The organism is Amycolatopsis sp. NPDC058986 (genome assembly GCF_042741125.1).
GTDB lineage: Bacteria > Actinomycetota > Actinomycetes > Mycobacteriales > Pseudonocardiaceae > Amycolatopsis.
This window is the reverse complement of sequence record NZ_JBHYJW010000039.1, coordinates 71,144-92,630: the sequence shown is the minus strand read 5'-3', so window position 1 is coordinate 92,630 and position 21,487 is coordinate 71,144. Positions and strand designations below refer to the sequence as shown.

At 69.5% G+C, this 21,487-nt stretch carries 16 protein-coding genes; 7 read left to right on the top strand and 9 right to left on the bottom strand.

The window, feature by feature from the left end; translation table 11 throughout:
• Nucleotides 1-58 precede the first annotated feature (58 nt).
• Nucleotides 59-1,000 (bottom strand): o-succinylbenzoate synthase, encoded by a 942-nt coding sequence (locus tag ACFW0G_RS29765; RefSeq protein ID WP_378328727.1) that lies wholly within the window; start codon nucleotides 998-1,000, stop codon nucleotides 59-61.
• Nucleotides 1,001-1,068: 68 nt separating this feature from the next.
• On the opposite strand from ACFW0G_RS29765, the gene ACFW0G_RS29760 reads away from it, so the two are divergent.
• A complete protein-coding gene (locus ACFW0G_RS29760; protein ID WP_378328726.1) occupies nucleotides 1,069-3,879 on the top strand; it encodes a BTAD domain-containing putative transcriptional regulator in 2,811 nt (936 codons plus the stop codon).
• 514 nt (nucleotides 3,880-4,393) lie between these two features.
• Here the strand turns inward: ACFW0G_RS29760 and ACFW0G_RS29755 are convergent.
• A complete protein-coding gene (locus tag ACFW0G_RS29755) occupies nucleotides 4,394-5,155 on the bottom strand; it encodes a DUF4253 domain-containing protein (RefSeq protein WP_378328725.1) in 762 nt (253 codons plus the stop codon).
• 431 nt (nucleotides 5,156-5,586) lie between these two features.
• A complete protein-coding gene (locus tag ACFW0G_RS29750; RefSeq protein WP_378328724.1) occupies nucleotides 5,587-7,233 on the bottom strand; it encodes a DNA repair helicase XPB in 1,647 nt (548 codons plus the stop codon).
• Nucleotides 7,234-7,314: 81 nt separating this feature from the next.
• Between ACFW0G_RS29750 and ACFW0G_RS29745 the strand changes: the two genes are divergently transcribed.
• A complete protein-coding gene (locus ACFW0G_RS29745; protein WP_378328723.1) occupies nucleotides 7,315-7,956 on the top strand; it encodes a hypothetical protein in 642 nt (213 codons plus the stop codon).
• Here ACFW0G_RS29745 and ACFW0G_RS29740 read toward each other — a convergent pair.
• Nucleotides 7,953-8,945, bottom strand: coding sequence for an ABC transporter substrate-binding protein (locus tag ACFW0G_RS29740; protein WP_378328737.1), 993 nt, complete (start codon nucleotides 8,943-8,945; stop codon nucleotides 7,953-7,955). The two genes, ACFW0G_RS29745 and ACFW0G_RS29740, sit on opposite strands and share 4 nt — an antisense overlap.
• Before the next feature lie 215 nt (nucleotides 8,946-9,160).
• Here ACFW0G_RS29740 and ACFW0G_RS29735 point away from each other — a divergent pair, with 215 nt between their 5' ends.
• Nucleotides 9,161-11,947 carry a nitrate- and nitrite sensing domain-containing protein gene (locus ACFW0G_RS29735; protein ID WP_378328722.1) on the top strand — a complete coding sequence of 929 codons (2,787 nt, stop codon included), beginning with the start codon at nucleotides 9,161-9,163 and terminating at the stop codon, nucleotides 11,945-11,947.
• Between the two features lie 15 nt (nucleotides 11,948-11,962).
• Entirely contained in the window at nucleotides 11,963-12,637 is a 675-nt protein-coding gene (locus ACFW0G_RS29730) for a copper homeostasis protein CutC (RefSeq protein ID WP_378328721.1), read from the top strand.
• A 6-nt stretch (nucleotides 12,638-12,643) separates the two neighbouring features.
• Here ACFW0G_RS29730 and ACFW0G_RS29725 read toward each other — a convergent pair whose 3' ends face one another.
• Nucleotides 12,644-13,393, bottom strand: a complete 750-nt coding sequence (locus tag ACFW0G_RS29725; protein WP_378328720.1) for an IclR family transcriptional regulator — start codon at nucleotides 13,391-13,393, stop codon at nucleotides 12,644-12,646.
• Between the two features lie 86 nt (nucleotides 13,394-13,479).
• On the opposite strand from ACFW0G_RS29725, the gene ACFW0G_RS29720 reads away from it, so the two are divergent.
• Both ACFW0G_RS29720 and ACFW0G_RS29715 read left to right on the top strand, forming a co-directional pair.
• Nucleotides 13,480-14,802: an MFS transporter gene (locus tag ACFW0G_RS29720; protein WP_378328719.1), complete on the top strand. Its 1,323-nt coding sequence runs from the start codon at nucleotides 13,480-13,482 to the stop codon at nucleotides 14,800-14,802.
• Between the two features lie 13 nt (nucleotides 14,803-14,815).
• Entirely contained in the window at nucleotides 14,816-16,216 is a 1,401-nt protein-coding gene (locus tag ACFW0G_RS29715) for an acyl-CoA synthetase (protein ID WP_378328718.1), read from the top strand.
• Here the strand turns inward: ACFW0G_RS29715 and ACFW0G_RS29710 are convergent, their stop codons facing one another.
• The 4 genes from ACFW0G_RS29710 to ACFW0G_RS29695 are packed head-to-tail and all read right to left on the bottom strand — an operon-like array spanning nucleotide 16,217 to nucleotide 19,347.
• A complete protein-coding gene (locus ACFW0G_RS29710) occupies nucleotides 16,217-16,963 on the bottom strand; it encodes an ESX secretion-associated protein EspG (protein WP_378328736.1) in 747 nt (248 codons plus the stop codon).
• Nucleotides 16,963-18,228: a hypothetical protein gene (locus ACFW0G_RS29705; protein ID WP_378328717.1), complete on the bottom strand. Its 1,266-nt coding sequence runs from the start codon at nucleotides 18,226-18,228 to the stop codon at nucleotides 16,963-16,965. The genes ACFW0G_RS29710 and ACFW0G_RS29705 overlap by 1 nt, the downstream gene beginning before the upstream one ends.
• Before the next feature lies 1 nt (nucleotide 18,229).
• Nucleotides 18,230-18,847, bottom strand: a complete 618-nt coding sequence (locus tag ACFW0G_RS29700) for a DUF3558 domain-containing protein (protein ID WP_378328716.1) — start codon at nucleotides 18,845-18,847, stop codon at nucleotides 18,230-18,232.
• Nucleotides 18,844-19,347 (bottom strand): hypothetical protein, encoded by a 504-nt coding sequence (locus ACFW0G_RS29695; RefSeq protein ID WP_378328715.1) that lies wholly within the window; start codon nucleotides 19,345-19,347, stop codon nucleotides 18,844-18,846. The genes ACFW0G_RS29700 and ACFW0G_RS29695 overlap by 4 nt, the downstream gene beginning before the upstream one ends.
• Nucleotides 19,348-19,836: 489 nt before the next feature.
• On the opposite strand from ACFW0G_RS29695, the gene mdlC reads away from it, so the two are divergent.
• Nucleotides 19,837-21,426 carry a benzoylformate decarboxylase gene (mdlC, locus tag ACFW0G_RS29690; protein WP_378328714.1) on the top strand — a complete coding sequence of 530 codons (1,590 nt, stop codon included), beginning with the start codon at nucleotides 19,837-19,839 and terminating at the stop codon, nucleotides 21,424-21,426.
• Nucleotides 21,427-21,487 lie beyond the last annotated feature (61 nt).

Genomic DNA, 21,487 nt, shown 5'->3' with positions numbered 1-21,487 from the left:
GTCGCATGCGATGCGAGGAAAGTCCCCTTCAGTGCGTCCTACGAGACAAAAGTCCCCTTCAGCTCAGGGCGCGGACGCGGGCGAGGCGGTCGAGCCAGGCGGCCTCGACCTCCGGCGAGGCGGCGACGGCGCCGGAATCGGCGAGGTCCGGTTCCGGCGCCCGCCGGGGCACCGGCAGGTAACCGTCCACAGGGGACAGTGATGCGGTGCTGACATCGCCTTCCAGCAAGGAAATCGTGCCCAGGCCGCACGCGAAGTCGAGTTCGGGCAGGGCGCCGGCGAGTGCCAGCCCCGCGGCCAGCCCGATGCTGGTGTCCACTGCGGACGACACCACGCAGGGCAGTCCGCAGGACTCGGCGACTTCCAGCGCGCGCCGGACACCCCCCAGCGGCGCCACCTTCAGCACCGCGATGTCGGCTGCTCCGGCCACCGCCACCTTCAGCGGATCCTCCGCGCGCCTGATCGACTCGTCGGCCGCGATCCGGACCTCGACGCGGCGGCGTACGTCGGCGAGTTCGTCGAGTGTCGCGCAGGGCTGTTCGGCGTACTCCAGACCCGCGGCCGCTTTGTCCAGCGCCTTGATCGCGTGGACGGCGGTCGCGACGTCCCAGGCGGTGTTGGCGTCGATCCGGACCGCGCCGGACGGGCCGAGCGCGTCGCGGACGGCTTCGACCCGCGCGCAGTCGTCGGCCAGTGAAGACCGGGGGTCCGCGACCTTCACCTTCGCGGTGCGGCAGCCGGAGGCGCGGACGAGTGCGTGGGCCTTTTCCGGGCTCACCACCGGCACCGTGGTGTTGATCTCGATCCGTTCGCGCACCGGCGACGGCCAGCCGTGCTCGCTCGCCTCCAGTGCGGCGGTGAGCCAGGGAACGCTTTCGGCGTCGGAGTAGTCGGCGAACGGACAGAACTCGCCCCAGCCGGCGGAGCCGCGCAGCAGCACGCCCTCACGGACCGTGATGCCGCGGAAGCGATTGCGCAACGGGATCGCGTAGACCTTCATCGCCGCCGATCATGCCACCCGGGATGAACGGCGGGAAACGCGTGCTTGACGGCAGGATTCCCGACAGAATGACGATCGTGGGCCTCGATTTCCGTGTGCTGGGTCCGGCCGAGGTCTTGGCCGAGGGGCGGCCGCTGCAGCTGGGAGGCAGCAGGCCGCTCATCGTGCTGGCCGGGCTCCTGCTGCGGGCCAACCAGGTCGTCTCGGTCGACGAGCTCGGCCGGTGGCTGTGGGACGACGACCGCCGCCGGTCCAAGGGCGCGTTGCAGACCTACGTCCTGCGGCTGCGCCGCGCGCTCGGCGACCAGGTGACGGTGCACACCGAACGCGGCGGCTACCTCATCGAAGTCGACGAGAGCGCGCTCGATCTGAGCCGGTTTCGCACACTGGCCGACCGCGGGAAGACCGCCGTGGAGCGCGGCGAACTCCGGCAGGCTGTCGTCCACTACGCCGACGCGCTCGCCCAGTGGCGCGGGCCCGCGCTGCAGAACGTCGAGTCGGAGGCGCTGCACCGCGACGAAGCGGGCCAGCTCACCGAGGAACGCTTGCGGGTGCGCGAGCAGTGGGCCGACGCGGTGATCGCGGTCGGCGAGTACGGCACGCTGATCCTCGCGCTGAGCCGCATCACTCGGGAGAACCCGCTGCGTGAGCGGCTGCACGAGCAGCTCATGATCGCGTTGTACCGCTCGGGCAGGCGGGCCGAGGCGCTCGAGGTGTACGACCGCATCAGCTCCGTCCTCGCCGAGGAACTCGGCCTCGACCCCGGCGCGTCGTTGCAGCGCACCCGTCAGGTGATCCTGACCGGCGAGGACGAGGAGGTCATCGGCCTTCAGCCCGCGCACTACCTGATCGCCGCGGAGCCGCTGGTGCCTCGCCAGCTCCCCGCGGACCTGCGTGCGTTCTCCGGCCGGGAAAGCGATCTCAAGGCGCTGCACGCCTTGATGCCGGAGGCGCTGGACGCGGGCACGTCGACGCCGATCGCGTCCATCGAGGGGATGGGTGGCATCGGCAAGACCACGCTCGCCGTGCACTTCGCGCACGAGATCAGCGAGCGCTTTCCCGGCGGCCAGGTGTATCTCAACCTACGTGGCTACGGCCCCGGTGACCCCGTCGAGCCGCTCGCCGCGCTGCAGACGATGCTCACCGCTGTCGGCGTCCCGGCCGACGAACTCCCGTGCGGGCTCGACGATCGCGCCGCGCTGTGGCGGACGCACAGCGCGGGCCGCAGGCTGATGATCCTGCTCGACAACGCGAACAGCACCGAGCAGGTGCGGCCGCTGCTGCCGGGGCCGGGCTGCCTGGTGCTGGTGACCAGCCGCTGGCAGCTGCGCGCGCTCGTCGCGACCTACGGCGCGCGGCGGATCGCACTGGAGGAACTGGACGAACAGGACGCCGTCGCGTTGCTGGCCTCTACGATCGGCCTGGACCGGACGAGCGCGGATCCGGCCGCGACCGAGCGGTTCGTGCGGCACTGCGGTGGCCTGCCGCTGGCGATCCGCATCCTCGCCGTGCGGGCGGGACAGTTCCCGGACCTGCCGCTGGGCGAGTTCGTCGCCGCGGTCGAACGCGAGCCGGACCGGCTGGGGTCGTTCGACCTCTCGGACGGCGACGAGACGAACGTCCGCTCGGTGTTTTCGTACTCCTACCAGGCGCTGGAACCCGAGGCGGCGTGTCTGCTGCGGCTGCTCGGGACGTCCACGGCGGTCGATTTCACCGCGCCGGCGGCGGCCGCCATCGCGGGCCTCGACCCGGCGCGGGCCCGGCTGCTGCTGGGCATGCTGACCTCGGCGCATCTGCTTTCCGAACCGCGTCCCGGCCGGTACCAGTTCCACGACCTGATCCGGGCCTACGCCGCCGAAGTCTCGCGCAGTGTCGATACCAGCGAGACGCGGACGGCCGCGCTCACCCGGCTCGTCGGCTGGTATCTGGCCTCGGCGTTCAACGCGTCGCACGCGATGCGCCCGGAGCGGTACTACCGGTTGCTCGACGCGGACGGGGCCGGCGGGCTCGAGTTCGGTGACTACCACGAAGCGCTGGACTGGTTCGGGGACGAATGCGGGAACCTTATCGCGGCCGTGCACCTGGCCTGTGACCTCCGGTTGTACGGCTCGTGCTGGCAGCTCGCCTGGCTCGCGCAGTCCTACTTCGCCGCGAAAGCCCGGCTCGACGACTGGCGGGCGGTGTTCGAGGTCGCGCTCCAGGCGGCGCGGGCGGAGCGGAACCGGCCGGGCGAGGCGGGCATCCTCAGCGGGCTCGGCGTCGTCAACGGAGTCGCCAGGGACTACGCGGAATCGCGGCGCTATCTGGAACAGGTGCTGGCGATCCAGCGCGAGCTCGGCTCCGCCGAAGGGCAGGCGCGGGCGCAGTACAACCTGGCGATGGCCGCGCACAACCTCGACGATCTCCCGTGGGCGTACGAGCACGGCGTCGAGGCATTGCGGATCGTGCGGAGCCTCGGTCTCCGTGGGTTCGAGGCCAGTGTGCTGCGGGCGCTCGGCGACATCTGCACGTCGATGGGCGACCACGGGCAGGCGCTGGAGCTGGCGGACACCGCGCTGGCGATCGAGCGGCCGAACGGCAGGCCCGAGGACGGCCGGTTTTCGTTGCACACCCGTGGGACCGCGTTGATCGGCCTCGGCAAGTACGACGAGGGCATCGCGTGCATGCGGCGGGCCGTCGACATGTTCTTCACGATGGGCGAGCAGTACGAGGCGGCGGACGTACTGGCCCAGCTCGGCTCCCACCACCTGCGGCACGGGGCGAGAGCGGAGGCCAGGGACTGCTGGCTGCGTTCGGTCCGGTTGCTCACCGAACTCGGCCATCCGGACGCCGACGACGTGCGCGCCAAGCTCGCGGCGCTCGTCGGTGCGACTGCCTGACCGGGGCGCAGTCTGATTGGGCGCAGTCTGATCGGGTGGAGCCTGACCGGGCGGGGGAGCCTGCCGCGGGCGACCCGCGTGTCGACCCCCAGTCACAACACGCAGGCCACCCGCCCCCGCGTCCTTACTCAACACGAAGCCGCTCACTGTCCGCTGACTGTCGAACGTCAGCTTCGGCCTTTCGACGGTGGGCACGGGCGAAGTTGATCACGGCGAGGCATGGACATCCCATCGATCGGGTGAGTCCGAGGTGCTGGTCTGGACCGTTCGGGGTGCGGTGCCGATCATCGTTCTGCTCCTGTCTCCGGTGGGGTTTTCCGGGGTGCTCACCCGCGGCGCCGGGCGCGCAGGCGTTGGTGATGGCACCTGTGGCGGGCTGCCCAGGCGATGGGTTTGCTCCGGAAGGCATGCGGTGCCCGGCGGCGCGAGTGGATCAAGGACGGGTGTACCGGAAAACCGGACACACGTCCTGACATCAGTCCCGGAGTCACGGACACGCGGGTGGAACGGGTGGTCAGGCCCAGGAGAACCTCCAGTGTCGCGCGCGGACCAGGCCTGCCGCGTACTCGCGGAGAGTGCCCGGCTGGCCGGTGAACGTGGGCAGGCTGAACGCGCGGTGCTCGGCGGCGACGGTGAGCGCTCGCGCCTGCGTGCGAGGTGGTGCCGCGACCGACAGCTCCAGCGAGTCGAAGCCGAGGACGATCAGCGTCGCGCCGAATCGCTCTTCCCAGCTGCGCAGCACCGCGGACAGTTCGGCGACCTGATCGGTCGACTTGATCATCCCGGTCCAGCCGAGCAGCGCCGGGATGTCGGCGGGCCGCTCGGCCTGGACCAGGCCGAGCCGGTGCTGCCCGCGCGCGGCGAGCACCGATCCGGTGTTGCCCGCCTCGGCCAGCGGATCGGACTTGCGCGCCGTTCGCCTAGCCAGACCGGGGAAGCGGGTGCCGAACGGGCGCAGGCAGGCGCCGTCGCAGCAGGACCCGTCCCACCAGCGGGCCAGCACCGCCTCCGGATCCGCCGAGGCGACGCGGTGCTCCGCGGGCGCGAGCCTGCCGCGATCGTCGATCCAGTCCTCGCCGTTGGCGGCGAACCGCTGATCGTGCGGGATCAGCACCGGCCACAACCCCGACCGCTCGAACTCGGCGACGCAGCCGAGATACCGCTCCGGCCGCGTCAGCGGTGTGTCCGACACCCAGATGCGGCCGTGCCAGTGGCCGGGCGGCAGGGTCTGGACCGGTGGTGCCCCGCTGCCGGGGCGGATCGGTGCGATGGTCATGACTTCCCCTCGAACTGGTGTTCGGCTTGCGCTGCCGATACGAACACTAGTTCGAACCACCGACAGTTTCACTCCCCCGATTGGTGGCTTCCCAAAATCCCAGTTCAGCGCCCCTGCCGCGACTCACCCCAGTGCGTGCAGGCCCCCTCCCACCCTGGGGGGCGACCCCGATAACAGTCTATCGATGAGGGGCGACGAAAACGGGGGGCGCGGCGAATCTGTGGACAGCCGAGGTGGTTGTGGACAACCCGGGGGTGCCGAGGGACGCCTTCGGTGCGCTTACCGCACCGAGGGACGCCCTCGTCGCACTCAACGCACCCAGAGCGTCCCTCGGCACGCCGACTCCGCCCCAGAGGCAGCCCAAAGCCGTGAAGGACTCCTTACCGGCACTGAGCGCCGGTAAGGAGTCCTTCACGGAAGAACGAGAACCGCTACAGCGGTCGAAGCAGATCGTCCGCGTCGACGATCCGATACGCGTATCCCTGCTCCGCCAGGAACCGCTGCCGATGCGCCGCGTACTCCGTGTCGACGGTGTCCCGCGCGACCACGGAGTAGAAATGCGCCTGCCGCCCGTCGCCCTTGGGACGCAGCAACCGGCCCAGCCGCTGCGCCTCCTCCTGACGCGACCCGAACGTCCCCGAGATCTGGATGGCCACCGACGCCTCGGGCAGGTCGATCGAGAAGTTCGCGACCTTCGACACCACCAAGGTCCGCAGCTCCCCGCGGCGGAAGGCGTCGAAAAGCTCCTCGCGCTCGCGGTTCTTCGTCGCGCCCTGGATCACCGGCGCGTCGAGTTCGTCGCCCAGCATCTCCAGCTGGTCCAGATACGCCCCGATCACCAGTGTCGGCTCGCCGGCATGACGGTCCACAATGGACTTGATCACCGGTGTCTTCGTGCCTGCCGTGGCGGCGAGCTTGTAGCGTTCCTCGGTTTCCGCCGTCGCGTACGCCAGGCGCTCGGCGTCCGTGAGCGTCACGCGCACCTCGGTGCATTCGGCGGGCGCGATCCAGCCCTGCGCCTCGATGTCGCGCCACGGGACGTCGTACCGCTTCGGCCCGATCAACGAGAAGACGTCGCCCTCGCGCCCGTCCTCGCGCACCAGCGTCGCCGTCAGTCCCAGCCGGCGCCGCGACTGCAGGTCCGCCGTCATCCGGAACACCGGCGCGGGCAGCAGGTGCACCTCGTCGTAGACCACGAGGCCCCAGTCCCGCGAGTCGAACAGCTCCAGATGCTTGTACTCGCCCTTGGTCTTGCGTGTGATCACCTGGTACGTCGCGATCGTGACCGGCCGGATCTCCTTCTTCTCCCCGGAGTACTCGCCGATCTCGTCCTCGGTCAGCGACGTCCGCGCGACCAGCTCCCGCTTCCACTGCCGCCCCGCGACCGTGTTCGTCACCAGGATCAGCGTCGTCGCCTGGGCCTTCGCCATCGCGGCCGCGCCGACCAATGTCTTCCCCGCGCCACACGGCAGCACGACGACGCCGGAGCCGCCCGCCCAGAACGCCTCCGCGGCCCGGCGCTGGTAGTCACGCAGTTCCCAGCCGGTTTCGTCGAGCGCGATCGGATGCGCCTCGCCGTCGACGTAGCCCGCGACGTCTTCGGCGGGCCAGCCGACCTTGAGCAGCATCTGCTTGAGCCGTCCGCGTTCGGACGGGTGCACGACCACGGTGTCCTGGTCGATCCGCGCGCCCAGCATCGGGCTGATCTTCTTGTGCCGGAGGATTTCCTCGAGCACCGCGCGGTCCGTCGTCGTCATCACCAGCCCGTGCGCGGGGTGATTGGCGATCTGCAGCCGCCCGAAGCGGCCCATCGTGTCGACGATGTCGATGAGCAGTGGCTGGGGCACCGGGAAGCGCGAATACGTCGTCAGCGCGTCGACGACCTGCTCGGCGTCGTGGCCCGCCGCGCGCGCGTTCCACAGCGCGAGCGGCGTGATCCGGTAGGTGTGCACGTGTTCGGGCGCCCGTTCGAGCTCGGCGAAGGGCGCGATGGCGATCCGCGCGTCGTCGGCCATCGCGTGGTCGACTTCGAGCAGCACGGTCTTGTCGGACTGGACGATCAATGGGCCATCAGTCACACCACCCTTTATACGTTCCACGAGCCGCGCTCCCGCCAGTGGCCCGCTGGTGGGAGGATGAACGCACAGGGAGGGAGACCGTTGACGACACCGACGCCCGATGACAATCCGTTCCAGCCGCCGGAATACCCGGCCGCGCCGGAATACCCGGCCGCGCCGGGAACGGCGCCCATGGCCGCCCAGGCACCGCGGGCGACCAGCACGCGGACGAAGGTCCTGATCGGCGCAGGCCTGGTCGTCGCGCTCGGCATCGGTTCGGGTGCCGCGTTCGGCGTCGCGGCGCTGGCCAGGTTGTCCTCGTCGCCGGTCGCGGGCAGCTGCCTCTACCTGACCGACGAGTCCCGCGGGCAGCAGGCCTACCACGGTGTCGCCTGTTCGGAGCAACGCGCGACGTACAAGGTCGACAACGTCGTCAACGGGGCGTCCACCTGCCGCGGTGGGGACTACCTGCGGTTCCAGATCTACGGCACGTCCCGGAGCAAGACCGCTTCGAAGACGTTGTGCCTGGCGCTCAACGTGTCCTCCGGCGAATGCCTGAGCGAACTCGACGACGACGTGCACATCAGCAAGGTCAGCTGCACCGACCCGACCGCGAAGGCCCGCGCGACCGTGCATTTCGGTTCCGGTTCGGAGAGCAGTTGCGGCGCCGAGGAAGACGCGCTCGTCTACGCGGGCCCGCCCGCCCGCACCGTCTGCCTGCGCCCAGCGGGCCAGAACATCTAGCCGTCTTGGCGGGGCAACAACGTCTGGACGTCCAGGCGGTTCGCGAGCGCGCCCGAGTTGTGCATCAGGTCGGCGACCCGCTGCAGCCGGATGCCGTTGAGCGCCACCGGATAGCTGCCGAGCGAGATCAGCGCGGCCGTGGTCGGGTCGATGGTGGAAAACCGCGGCAGTGCTTCGCGGACGTGCGCGGGATCGGACGCGTCGGCCTGCGCCTGGCCGAGTACCTTGCGGAACGTCGCGAGCGTACGAGGGTTCGTCTGCGCGAAGATTCCCGAGGACGCGTATGCCGACATCGGGAACGCGAGGGTCGCGCCGCGGTCGCCGTCGGCGAGGATGTGCGCGCCGAGTTCCTTCTCCGCGCGGGTGATGTACGGCTCCACCATCCAGGCCGCGTCGACGGTCCCGGCCTGCAGGGCCTGCGGCATCTGGTCGAACGCGATCTGCTTGAGCTGCACCTTGGTGACGTCGGCGCCCGCGGTGCCCAGCACCGATTTCGCGATGAGGGCACCGACGTCGTCGAGCATGTTCACCGCGATCTTCGGCGACTTCTTCCCGGTCGGCACGGTGTAGTCGGAGTCGGGCAGCGTCACCAGTGCCATCGTGTTCGGGCCGGACGTGTAGGCCTCGCCCTGCAACTGCAGCGAAGCGCCACCGGCGGCGGCGCGGAACATCGAGACGTCACTGGCGAACGCGACGTCGAGTTCGCCGGAGGACAGCTTCGGCAACGCGTCGTCCGCGCCGACGTCGACGAGTTCGACGTGCAGTCCGGCCTGACCGAACTTCCCGTCCGCGACGGCGATCCGCAGCGGCGCGGTGTCGATCGCGCTGCCGACGCCGACTCGCAGCGTGGTCCGCTCCAGTGGCGCCGGGCTGTCCGTGCCGGTGGAGCCGAACACGCCGCAGCCGGCCGTCGCCAGTACCGCCACCAGCGAAAGAGCACGTGCGAGGTACTTTTTACCGCCGAGCACGCATGTGCACAGCTTGCGCATGATCATCCACTCTCACCTACCGAGAGAATCTGCCCGGAGTGCTGGAGCTTAGGGTCTGTCACCCATACGATCGCGGACGGGGCCGTAGCCCACCAGAGCGGCTTTCGGACTTTCCCGTCCTGAAACCCCTCAAGCGCCTACTGTCCAGTAGGTTCGAGTAGTCGTCTCTCGATGTCGGCCACGGGTGAGGTCCCGTGGTGGGAAAAGGAAGCCAGGTGACCCGTCGCGACCAGCGTCCCCGCAAGGGCGGCGACGCGGCGGATCCGCATGCCCAGGTGGCGCAGGCCGGGGGCGGCTGGCGGCTGCGGAACTGGCGGTTGCGCACCAAGCTGTTCGTCGTCCTGCTGCTGCCAGGAGTGGCGGTGGTCACACTTGTCGGCCTGCGCATCAACAGTGATCTTCGTGACGCCACCCAGCTCGCCGAGTTCGCCACGCGCGGCGGCGTCGACAACACCGTCGCCGACGTCGTGCAGCAGCTGCAACGCGAACGCGATCTGACGGTCCGTTACGTCGCGTCCAACCGGCCGGGGAACACGGCCGATCTCGCCGCCCAGCGGCAGCGCGTCGATCAGGCGATCGGGACGTTCGAGCGGACGCTGGCCGACAGCAAGCCCCGGCTCGGTCCGTCGGCTGCGGGCAGCCTGCAGGAGATGTCCGACCGGCTTCGCGTGCTCGGCGGCATCCGGTACTCGGCCGAACACTCCGCGTATCCGGCGGACGCCGTGCTGCGCTCGTACAGCGGAGTCGTCTCCGGACTGCTCGACATCAGCGACGCGGCCGCCGCGGACGTCTCCGATCCGGAACTCGGCAGGCTGCGGCTCGCGGGCAACGCGCTGGCCAGGATCAAGGACCAGATGTCGGTCAAGCGGGCGGTGATGGCCGAAGCGCTCGCGGCGGGCAACCTCGACCGCGAACGCACACGCGCCCTGCTGGGCGCCGAGGCGGAACTCGCCGCCGCGCGCTCCGACTACCGCACGTTCGCGACCCCGCAACAGCAGCGGATGTACGACGACACGGTGATCGGCCTGGTCGTCGACATCGGCAACAACATGGTCGAATCGGCCATCACCCGTGCCGCGAACGGACAGGGGCTGGGCGGCCTCGATCCGGATCAATGGGACGCTTCGGCCACGCATACGGTCAACCTGACGTTCCGGGTGCAGCAGTCGCTGCTGGTCCAGTTGCAGCAGCGCACCGACGCGCTCGCCGCGCAGGCCAGGACCGCGGCGATCTGGGACGGCGGCATCGTGCTCGGCGTCCTGCTCGTCGCCGGGGTGCTTTCGGTGGTCATCGCGCGTTCGCTGCTGCGGCCGCTGCGGATCCTGCGCCGCACCGCGCTGGAGGTCGCCGAGCACCGGCTGCCCGCGGCGGTCCAGGGACTGCTCACCGATCCCGAACCCGCGCCGGAGAACCTGCGGCACCGGCTGGCGGTGGCGCCGGTGCCGGTGTTCACCCGCGAGGAGGTCGGCCAGGTGGCGCGGGCGTTCGACGCGGTGCACGGCGAGGCCGTCCGGCTCGCGGGGGAGCAGGCGCTGCTGCGCGAGAACGTCAACGCGATGTTCGTGAACCTCTCACAGCGCAGCCAGGACCTCGTCGAACGGCAACTGTCCGTTTTGGACAGAATGGAGGCGCGCGAGGAGGACCCGACCACGCTCGCCGGGCTCTTCGAACTCGACCACCTCGCCACGCGGATGCGGCGCAACAGCGAGAACCTGCTGGTCCTGTCGGGCACCGACTTCCTGCGGGACGACGCCGGCCCCGTGGTCGGCGACGAGATCATCGGCGCCGCGCTGTCCGAAGTGGAGGACTACCGCCGCGTCGAACTCGGTGCGGCACCCCAGCTCGCGGTGCGCGGCGAGGCCGTCAACGACCTCGTGCACGTGGTGTCGGAGCTGCTGGAGAACGCGACCCGTTACTCCGGGCAGAACACCACGGTGACGGTGTCGAGCACGCGGACCGCGACCGGTGACTGGCGGATCGAGATCACCGACCGCGGCGCCGGGATGCCGCAGGCGGAGATCGACCGGACCAATGCCCGGCTCGCCGAACCACCGGACGTCGACGTCGAGGTGTCACGCCGGATGGGCCTGTTCGTCGTCGCGACGCTGGCCGCGCGGCACCACATCGACGTGTCGCTGAGCGCGGGCGAGGACAAGGGGATCGTCGCGGTGGTGGTCGTGCCTGCCGCGCTGATCGTCGAGGCGCCCCCGCTGCCGGAACCGCCGCCACCGGTCATCGAACCCCCCGCCGAACCCGCGCCCGAGCTGCTGGCGCCGTTGGCCCCGCTCACCCCGCCGGAACCCGAGGCGCCGCAAGAGGTCGCGGAGGAGGAGGCGCCGTTCGGCCAGGTGCCCGAGCCGGGGCCGCCGCGGCGCGCGCCAGTGGTCGAGACCACGCCGGAGTGGCCGTCCGCCGACGAGGAATCGCCGCTGGACCACGACGTCCCGACCGAACGGATGCCTGCCTACCGCGACGTTCTCTCGAAGTGGTTCGACGCCGCGAGCGCGTCGGAAAAGCCGCAGCGGGCAGCGGAACCGAGGCCGGTCGCGGAACCGCTGCCGGTCGCCGAGCGGCCGGTGGCGCCGGAACCCCGGCACGCGCTGACGTCCGCGGAACCCGCCGTCGAGCAGGCGCCGGAGCCCGGCGAACCGTCGCCGCACCCGGCCGAGGTCTCGGCCGACGAGCCCACTGAGCCGCAGTTTCCGCCGTACGACCCGGAAACACCGCCGCCCGCGCCGGAGCCCGAAGCCGCTCCCGAGGCGGAACCCGCCGCCGGGCACGAATGGCCGACGCCCGCCGAACTCGAGCAGGAGGACGGCGCGGAGGACACCTGGCCGATCCTGCCCACGGCCGAGGCCGGGCAAACCCCGGAGAAACCGCTGCCGCAGAAGCCGATACTCTCGCTTTCCCCCGAAGCGGTGCGCGAGCGGATGTCGAGCCTCCAAGGCGGATTCCGGCGAGGGCGCCACGCGCGAGGGGACGACACTCCTCCTACGGCTTAAACGAACGGACGACCCATGAGCTCGGAAACCGGCCTGCTGGAAGTGATCGCGCTCGACGCGAACGACGCGGAGCGTGCGCAGGCGGGCGGGGCGGACCGCCTCGAACTGGTGACGGAGATGGCGCAGGACGGCCTCACGCCGTCGGTGACGACGGTCCGTGACGTTCTCGGGGCCACCGACCTTCCCGTACGGGTCATGTTGCGCGACAACGGTTCCTTCGCCGCCATCGATCTCGACGGGCTGCGTGCCGACGCCGTCCGCCTCGTCGAGGCCGGCGCGCGCGAGTTCGTCTTCGGCTTCCTGAACTCGGACAGCGAGATCGACGTCGAAGCCTGCCGTGTCCTGGCGAAGGAGCTGGACGGTCTGCCGTGGACGTTCCACCGCGCGATCGACAGCTCGCGCGATCCGTTGCGTGCCTACGAGTGGCTTGCCGATCTCGGCTGCGACACCGTGCTCACCGCGGGGCACCCGAACGGCGTGAGCTTCGGCCTTTCCGTGCTCCAGCAGCTCACCCGCCGCGAAGGACCCGCGCTGCTCGTCGGCGGCGGCCTCCGGACGCAGCACGTCCACCTGCTGCGGGCCGGTGGGGTACGCGGATTCCACGTCGGCAGCGCGGTGCGTCCCGGCGGCTGGGCGTCCGAAGTGGACACCGAGCGCGTGCGCGAATGGGCCGAGCTGGTCAAGGGCTGAGGCCCCTCAGAAGGACAGGAACCGCTCGATCTCCGCTTTGGCGGCGATGGCCTTCTCGCCATACGTCGCGTAGAGGTCGGGCGTCAGCCTCGTCGTGGGGCCGGAAATGCTGAAACAACCACAGGTCTCGCCGTCCGCCGTCGTGAGCGCGACGGCGACCGCGGCGATGCCCTCGTGGAGTTCTTCGTTGGTGACGGCGTAACCGCGTCGCCGGATCTCCGCGACCTCCTCGCGGATGACGTCGGGGTCGGTGACGGTGTGGTCGTTGACCTGACGAAGTTCGCTGTGCAGGAAGGATTCGACGGCCGCGTCGTCCAGCGAAGCCAGGTACGCCTTGCCGTTCGACGCCGCGTGCAGGGGCAGACGCGTGCCCAGCTGGAGAAACGCGCGGAGCTGATGCGGGCTGTCCAGCCGTTCGATCAGCACCATCTCGTTGTCGTCGGGGACGGTCAGGTGGATGGTCTCCCTGGTGTCCTCCTGCAGGCGGCTGAGGACGGGCAGCGCGATCTCGCGCAGCCGGGGCCCCGAACTGACCGCGCTGCCGATGCTGAACGCCTTCCCGGTGATCACCCACCGGCCGTCACCGCTGGGCGCGGGGCGGACCCAGCCCGCCTCGGCGAGCGTCTTGAGGCATCGCTGCACCGTGCTTTTGGGGACTTCGAGCCGCCGCGCGAGTTCGCTCAACCCCGTGGGCTGTGCGGCGGCGACCGCCTCGAACACTCGTAACGCCGTGAGCACGCTGTTCAACTCGGACACCCCTTGACCTTCGGTGATCTGGTTCATACGCTACCGGTCCACATAGTAGTGCATCGGTCCGCAATATGGACCACAGTGAGGTGGTCATGACGACGATCAAGGAATCCGCCGACGACAGCCCCGGCAGCCGTCAGGCCGACACGGGGCCGCCTGCCCGGATGAATCGCGCCCAGCGCAACGCTTTCTGGGGCTCCTTCGGCGGTTGGGCGATGGACGGCTTCACGCTCGCGATGTTCGGCCTGGTGCTCGCGCCCACGCTGACCGAGCTGCTTCCCCCGTCCGGCATCACCCCGGACGTCGCGAACATCGGCTTCTACGGTCAGCTCAGCGGCGCGTTGTTCCTGGCGGGCTGGGGCTGTTCCTTCATCTGGGGCCCGATCGCGGACCGCTTCGGCAGGCGGCCGGCGATGATCGGCAGCATCCTGCTCTTCTCGGTGTTCACCGCGCTGGCCGGGTTCTCCACGAACGTCTGGGCGTGGATGGCGTTCCGGTTCCTGTGCGCGGTCGGGATCGGCGGCGAATGGGCGATGGCGGCCACGCTGGTGGCGGAGGCCGTGCCGGAGCGGCTCCGGGTCAAGCTCGGCGGGGTGCTGCATTCGGCCAACTACGTCGGCCAGTTGCTGACGGCCGTGATCTACCTGGCGTTCGGCCAGCAGCTCGGCTGGCGTGGCCTGTTCCTGCTCGGCATCGTGCCCGCGTTGCTCGTCCTGTTCATCCGGCGTAACACGAAGGAGCCGGAAAAGTGGGCGGCACAGGCCGAAACGGCCCGGCGCACGTCGTTGCTCGCGCCGCTGCGGAACATCATGAGCAGCGGATACCGGCGGCGGACCATCGGCAATCTGCTCCTGCTCGGCGTCTGCGTGATCGGTTTGTGGGCCACGGCCACCTATGTGCCGACAGCGGTGACGACGCTCGCCAAGGAGACCGGCGTCGGTAACGGTTCCCAGCTGGCGAGTCTCGCGGCCGCGATCTCGGCGATCTTCACGGTCGTCGGCTGCATCGGCACACCGTGGCTCGCCGACCGGCTCGGCCGCCGGGGCGCGCTGGCGTTGTTCTTCGCGCTGATGGTGGTCGGCATCATCGGGACCTACGGAATCGCCTACCCGCTGGGAAATCTGCCGCTGCTCTTCGTGTTCCTGCCGATCCTCGGCCTCGGCGGGGCGAACTTCGCGGTCTTCACCGTGTGGTTGCCCGAGCAGTACCCGACGTTGTTCCGTGCCACCGCGTTCGCCTTCACCACCACGATCTCCCGCTGGTTCGCCGCTGTCGGCACGTTCGTGCTCGGCGTCGCGATCCGCCAGCTGGGTTCGCTTGCCGTGCCGCTGGCGTCCACCGCCGCCGTGTTCGTCGCCGGCCTTTTCCTGCTCCTGCTGGTCCCCGAGACCCGCAACAAACCGCTGCCCGAGTGAGGACGAAAATCCTGTGAAGGACCACAACCAGCCCCTGCTGACCGCGCTGTCGGCGGCCGCCCCCGCCGACGGCCCGTTCGTCAGTGTCGGCGATGTCTCGATGTCGCTGGACGAACTCCGTGCCGCCGCTGCCGCTGTCGCGGACCGGATCGCCGGTGCCGGTCGCGTCGCCGTCAACGCGACCGCGAGCCTCGAGACGATCGTCGCCGTCGTGGGCTGCCTGACCGCCGGAGTGACCGCCGTCCCGGTCCCGCCCGACTCGGGACCGGCCGAACGGCGCCACGTCCTGACCGACTCCGGTGTGCGGCTCTGGCTTGGCGGCGCCCCGGAAGACGTCGAACTCCCGGTCGTGCCGATCGACGTCTCCGCGCGGTCCGCGACGAGCTATCCGGAACCTGACGGGGAAAGCGCGGCGCTGATCGTCTACACGTCGGGAACGACAGGCGCGCCGAAGGGGGTCGTGCTCTCGCGCGCGGCCATCGCCGCGTGCCTGGACGCGCTGAGCGAGATGTGGGGCTGGACCGCCGACGACACCCTGGTGCACGGCCTGCCGCTGTTCCACGTTCATGGGCTGGTGCTGGGCGTGCTCGGCGCGCTGCGCATCGGCTCGCCGCTCACGCACACGGTGCGGCCGAAGCCCGCGGCGTACGCGGAAGCGCGAGGCTCGCTGTACTTCGGAGTCCCGACGGTGTGGTCCCGGGTGTGTGCGGAGCCGTCCGCCGCGCATGCGCTGCGTGCCGCGCGATTGCTCGTGTCGGGAAGTGCGCCGCTGCCTCTTCCTGTCTTCGAGAAGTTGTCGGGGCTCACCGGATCCGCGCCCATCGAGCGTTACGGGATGAGCGAAACGCTGATCACCCTCAGCACGCGGCACGACGGTGAACGACGGCCGGGCTGGGTCGGCTCGCCGCTGCCCACCGTCCAAACGCGACTGCGCGACGACCGGGGTGCCCCTGTCCCGCACGACGGTGAGAGCCTCGGGCAGCTACAGGTGACCGGCTCGACGCTCTTCGACGGATATCTGGGACTACCGGCCAAAACCGCGGAGTCGTTCACCGAGGACGGCTGGTTCCGCACCGGCGACATCGCCGTCGTCGACGCCGGTGGGTTTCACCGGATCGTGGGCCGGGAATCGGTCGACCTGATCAAATCGGGTGGCTACCGCATCGGTGCGGGGGAAGTGGAACAGGCGCTGCTGGCCCACCCCGGCGTGCGCGAGGCGGCGGTGATCGGCGTGCCTGACGACGATCTCGGGCAGCGAATCGTCGCGTACGTGGCCGGGGATGGAATCGACGGCGGCGGAGTGGCGGATTTCGTGGCGGGAACGTTGTCCGTCCACAAGCGACCGCGTGAAGTGCGAGTGCTGGAAGCCTTGCCGCGCAATGCGATGGGGAAGGTGCAGAAGAACCTGCTCTGATCAGTCCATGCCGTTTCGCAGCGCGTCGAGTGCGGCGACGACGTCCTTGGTGGTCGCCGGGGTCAGCGTCAGGCGTTCGTCGCCGTACTCGGGGGAAGTGGTGAACAGCCAGCGGCCCTGCTCGGTGTCGTACACGCGCAGCGGTTCACTGATCGGGTGGTGGCCGTTGGGTCTTCGGACCTCCACGTACAGTTCGGCGATCAACGACGGCTCCAGTGCCGCGAATCGTTGCGCCCGGCGGACTTCCGCCCGCGGCACCGCCGTGGTGTCGCGGGCGGCCTCGCGATACTCGGATGCCAGCAAGCTGATCGACGTCCTGCCCGCCCCGCCGGTGTCCGCGGGAAGGATGCTCGCGAGCGCGATCGCGAGCCGCTCCTCGTCGAAGGTACGTACGAAGATGTCGTCACCCTCGCACACCGCTACCAGCGAAAACCAGCGCGATCCCGCGACGAGCACCCGCAGGCGCGTGCCGCTCACCAGGTCGCTGAACCAGCCGAACCGGGCCTCCGGCGGCCGGGTGAGCAACTCGGCGACGTCGGTGAACGCCGGCTCGTTGCCGTCGACAGGTTCGCCGGCGTACTGGGCCGCTACGTCCTCCAGCGCGCGTTTCGCCCTGGCCCGCTCGGCGTCGTCGAGCCAGACCGCCTGTGGGGCGAGGACCGTGTGCAGGTCCCCACCTGTCGCCTCGGTCACCAAGGCCGCGAGCTGATCGGCCGCGAAACGTTCCGGATCCGCGAACCAGACCATCACTGACCGAGGACGGGCGGGGTGGGTGGCATGCCGGTGCGGGGGTCGACCGCCTTTTCGCCTTCGTTGTCGGTGAGCTGGAAGGCGACGTCGTCCTCGACGACGTACTTGCGCCGATGGTCCTTGTCCTCGTCGCCCTTGCCCTTACCTTTGCCGCCCTGCACCACTCCCGGCTCCATGCTCGTGGTGCCACGTGCGGTGGATCCCGCGCCCCGCATGCCCGGCTCGGCCGCGCCGCCACGCATCCCTCCGACGCTCTTGCCCTCGCCGAGCGCCTTGCCCATGCCGGAACCCGGGCCACTGCCCGTGCCCCTGCCTGTTCCCGAGCCTCGGCCGATCTCATTACCCGTGCCGCCCCGTCGCCCGAACCCGGTCCCCGGCGAGTCCGGCGTTCCCGGCCCGAAAGGCTGGGGGCCCACGTAGTTCGCCCCTCCGCCGGGCGTATACGCGGCTGCGGGCGGCTGGACGGGCCAGCCGCCAGGCGCCGGCTTCGGCGGCTGGTAGCTGCCCGGCGTGGTGCCGTCGCCGGGCCCGATTCCGGGCTGCCGGCCTGCTTCACGCGGCTTGTCCACTGTGGACTGTGGGGGCGGCGTGTCCTGCCGGTTCCGGTCCCGCGTGTTCTGGCTTTCCGTGGGGCGTCCGCCGGTGATGTCGGTCTTTTGTCCGGACGGCCGGCGCTTCTTGTCGCGGGTGTGATCGGTACCGTCGAAACCGCGGACCGAATTAATGGTGCTCTGCGTCCCCTTGTTCTCGGACACACTGAACGCGCCGGGGTCGATCTTCCCGTAATCCGTCGGCATCGAATTGCCGTTGTGGCTCGACGTCCGAGTCCACTGGTTCATGAGCTGAACGTTGTGTGCCGCCGCGTCGTTCGCCAGCTGCGTCTGGAACAGGATCCCCGTCTGCTTCCCCCAGCCCGCGTCGCCGAACGTGGCAGGATCCCGCGGTACGTCGGGCACCGGCTTGACGGTGTTCTTGGTGCGGTGAAAGCTCGAAATCTGGTTGTCCAGCAGCGAATCGGCCGTCTGCATCTTCATCGAGGCCTGATCGTGTGCGGCGACCAGCGGCCCGGCTCCACGCGCCGCCGCACCCGCCGCGTCCCCCTGCCAGTGTTCTTCGAGACCGGCCGCCGCCTGAGCGAAGCTTTGCCCCAAGGTCGCATAGGCGATCCGGATGTCGGCGAGTTCGTCTTTCGCGGCTTCGAGGTTCGTGGTGCCGGGGGCGTTGGCGAAATTCTCGTAGATGTCCCGGCCGTTCATCGCCATGTCATGCCCCCTTCTTGATGGTGTCCAGCACCGCAGTCGCGACATTTTTGGCCGCGACACAGGATTTGTCTCCCGCGCTCGACTGTATGGAAACATCGAAGTACAGGCTGTTGGAGACGGCTACCGCCAAGCCACAGTCGCCTCGTCGGCGCTTGTCGATGATGTCCGTGAAAACAGCCGGATACTCCTGGACGCTGGTGGGTTCGAAGTAGCCGTCCCGCCACCAGCCGGTGTCATTGAGTGCGTACAGGCGCCCTATTCCGTCGGTGTTGCTCCGTGCGTAAGTGACACCTACCCCGGTATCGTTGTTCGGGCCGACCTGCCAGTGACAGTTCGGGTCGCCGTTGAAATCCTGCCGGGTCCCGTCGCGGTTACTCTCGAATTCCTTCAATTGCGCGCTGGTCAGGCTCGCACACGGGTTGGCGACGTATTTGTCGGCGTTCAGCGGCTGGGCGACTTGGGGAACTCTGCTGTTGCTCGTACCGGCCTGCGAGGGGCCAGTGCGAGGCGCCGACGGTGCGGTACTCGGCTGGCCTGGTACCTCGCTGCTGCACCCTGCCGCACCAGCGAGCACGAGTGTCGCGGTTATGAGGGCGATCCGGGTACGGGAAGAGGTCATCGTCCTGGCGGGTCCTGGTGCAAGGGGCCAATGGGTGAGGTGCTACCGCTGCCTTGCCGGAAGACCCCTGTGGTGTTCTCCTCGTGTTGCCGATAGGTGCCGTTGGCTTTGCGCATGCTGTCGATGAGCCCTTTCGCGTACTCCGCCATGGCCTTGTTTTGTTCGGCAGCGGCAATAATCGAGCGCCGTGTTGCCTCGGCCTGACCCGTGGCCGGTTGGTCGCCCGATGGGGGCGTCACTCGCTGCGCGGCGTTTCGGAGCCGGCCTTCCATTTGCGCGCTCTGGTCGCGAAGCGCTTCGAAGGCTCGGATCTGAGCCGCGAGGCCTTCCGGGTCGATCCGGTAGCCCGCACCGCCACTTGTGCTGGTCGCTACCGGGCTGGCCTGCGAGAGTGCGCCGGGCACGTTCGCGCGGAGATCCTCGTCGGCGACCGCGTCCTTGTGCCTGCTCCGATAGTCGCCCTGGGCCTGCTCCGATCGGGCGTTGGACGTGAAGCTCATCGGTTCCTCCCCATACCGTTTCGCTTCTTGACAAACGAGCATAGGACATCATTCCGCGACAGGGAGGTTACGGAGGGAATCTGTCATGGTTCTGACATGAGGAGATGTGACATCAGGCGGTCGAATTGGCGCACCCGTTCAGGTGTTCGCAACCATATGGACGAGGTGGGTTATCACGCTGTGGAAACTGCTCGATGTTCCCTGGTGAGGATGCGTGCGGCGAGACGTTCGCCGTCGTCCGGAAGTATGACAGCCGGGGGTGTTTGTGTACCGGCGTAAACGTTCCGGGAATATGTCCTTTGTGGACCTCGGTGCAGCAAATGGGCCATTCGGCGCGTTGGACGCCATAAGGACGCCTTCAGGGCTTTCGATGTGCCAGGTGCCGGGAATGGGACATTCGCGGCGTTGAACGTCGGCAATGCGCCATTCGCGACATCAAGCCCGCGCGGAAGCCGCGCGGGCATCACTCGTACGAGCTAACGTATCGGCATGGGAACACGCACGGTCCGCACGGCCACCAGGGAACTGCTCCGCGAGCTGGGGCTGACCACGATTTTCGGCAATCCGGGGACGACGGAGATCCCGTTCCTCACCGGGTGGCCGGACGACTTCACCTATGTTCTCGGGCTGCAGGAGGCCGGGGTCGTGGCGATGGCGGACGGTTACTCGCAGGCGTCGAGGCAGCCGGTGCTGGTCAACCTGCACTCGGCCGGTGGCGTCGGGCATTCGCTCGGACACGTGTTCACCGCGTACCGCAACCGGACGCCGTTGATCATCCTCGCCGGCCAGCAGACGCGGTCGTTGCTGCCGGACGAACCGTTCCTCGGCGCGGTCGAGGCGGCGAACTTTCCCAAGCCGTACGTGAAGTGGAGTTGCGAGCCCGCGCGAGCCGAGGACGTCCCGGCCGCGATCGCGCACGCCTATCACGTCGCCACGCAGGCGCCGCAGGGGCCGGTGTTCGTCTCCGTTCCCGCCGACGACTGGGATGCCGAAACCGGCAAGCCCATTCCGCGTCGTCCCCGGATCCCCGGGTACGGCCCGGATCCGGACGCGATCCAGGGCCTCGCCGACGCGCTCGACGCCAGCGAGCGCCCGGCGATCGTGGCAGGCGGCGCCGTCGACCACGACGGCGCGGTTCCGGACCTGGTCGCGCTGGCCGAACGGCTCGACGCCGGTGTGTGGGTCGCGCCGATGTCGGGGCGGTGCTCGTTCCCCGAGGATCACCCGCTGTTCCTCGGTTTCCTTCAGCCCGAACGCATTCTCGCCGCGCGCACACTGGCCGAGCACGACCTCGTGCTGGTGGCGGGCGCTCCGGCGTTCCTGTATCACGTCCACCGCGGCGAGGCGGAGGACGCGCTGCCGCCGTTGTACCTGCTCAGCGACGACGAGCAGGTCCTCGCCCGCGCGGCCGAGGGAACCGGCATCCGCACGACGCTGAAACTCGGCATTCGCGCGCTGACGGAGCGCGTCAGCGCGGGGGACCACACCGCGCCGAAACCCTTGGTACGTCCCGAAAAGCCGGTGGCGACGACGCCGATCACGGCGGAGTACGCCTACGCGACACTGTCGGAAACGTTGCCGGACAACGGGATCGTTGTCGAGGAGACCCCGAGTCACCGCAACATCCTGCACGATTACCTGCCGATCACCTCGACCGACACCGGGTTCCTCACCGGCACGAGCGGCACGCTCGGCTACAGCCTGCCCGCGGCCATCGGCGCGGCGATGGCGCGGCCGGACCGGAAGGTCGTGGCCGTACTGGGCGACGGCTCCAGCATGTACTGCGTCCAGGCGCTCTGGACGGCCGCGCGGCAGAACGTCCCGGTCACGTTCGTCGTTCTGGACAACGCGCAGTACGCCGCCGTGCGCATCCTCGGCCAGACCGCCGACGGGTCGAAACTGCCCGGCACGGATCTGGGCGGGATCGATTTCGCCGCGCTGGCAATGGGTATGGGCGTCCACGCTGTCACGGTCACCGAGGGCGCCGAACTGGCGCCGATCCTGACCTCGGCGTTCGCCGACCCGCGGCCCACTCTGGTGCACGTGCACGTGGACCCGAACCCCGCCGCCCTCTACTAACGCCGGGGCAGTCCCCCACCCTCCCGGGGGCACCCCTGCAACCAGCGTATCGCGATCCGGA

Coding starts and splice junctions, on each gene's coding strand:
- ACFW0G_RS29765 (WP_378328727.1), bottom strand. CDS start 1,000: ATGAAGGTCTACGCGATCCCGTTGCGCAATCGCTTCCGCGGCATCACG.
- ACFW0G_RS29760 (WP_378328726.1), top strand. CDS start 1,069: ATGACGATCGTGGGCCTCGATTTCCGTGTGCTGGGTCCGGCCGAGGTC.
- ACFW0G_RS29755 (WP_378328725.1), bottom strand. CDS start 5,155: ATGACCATCGCACCGATCCGCCCCGGCAGCGGGGCACCACCGGTCCAG.
- ACFW0G_RS29740 (WP_378328737.1), bottom strand. CDS start 8,945: ATGCGCAAGCTGTGCACATGCGTGCTCGGCGGTAAAAAGTACCTCGCA.
- ACFW0G_RS29730 (WP_378328721.1), top strand. CDS start 11,963: ATGAGCTCGGAAACCGGCCTGCTGGAAGTGATCGCGCTCGACGCGAAC.
- ACFW0G_RS29720 (WP_378328719.1), top strand. CDS start 13,480: ATGACGACGATCAAGGAATCCGCCGACGACAGCCCCGGCAGCCGTCAG.
- ACFW0G_RS29710 (WP_378328736.1), bottom strand. CDS start 16,963: ATGGTCTGGTTCGCGGATCCGGAACGTTTCGCGGCCGATCAGCTCGCG.
- ACFW0G_RS29705 (WP_378328717.1), bottom strand. CDS start 18,228: ATGGCGATGAACGGCCGGGACATCTACGAGAATTTCGCCAACGCCCCC.
- ACFW0G_RS29700 (WP_378328716.1), bottom strand. CDS start 18,847: ATGACCTCTTCCCGTACCCGGATCGCCCTCATAACCGCGACACTCGTG.
- ACFW0G_RS29695 (WP_378328715.1), bottom strand. CDS start 19,347: ATGAGCTTCACGTCCAACGCCCGATCGGAGCAGGCCCAGGGCGACTAT.
- mdlC (WP_378328714.1), top strand. CDS start 19,837: ATGGGAACACGCACGGTCCGCACGGCCACCAGGGAACTGCTCCGCGAG.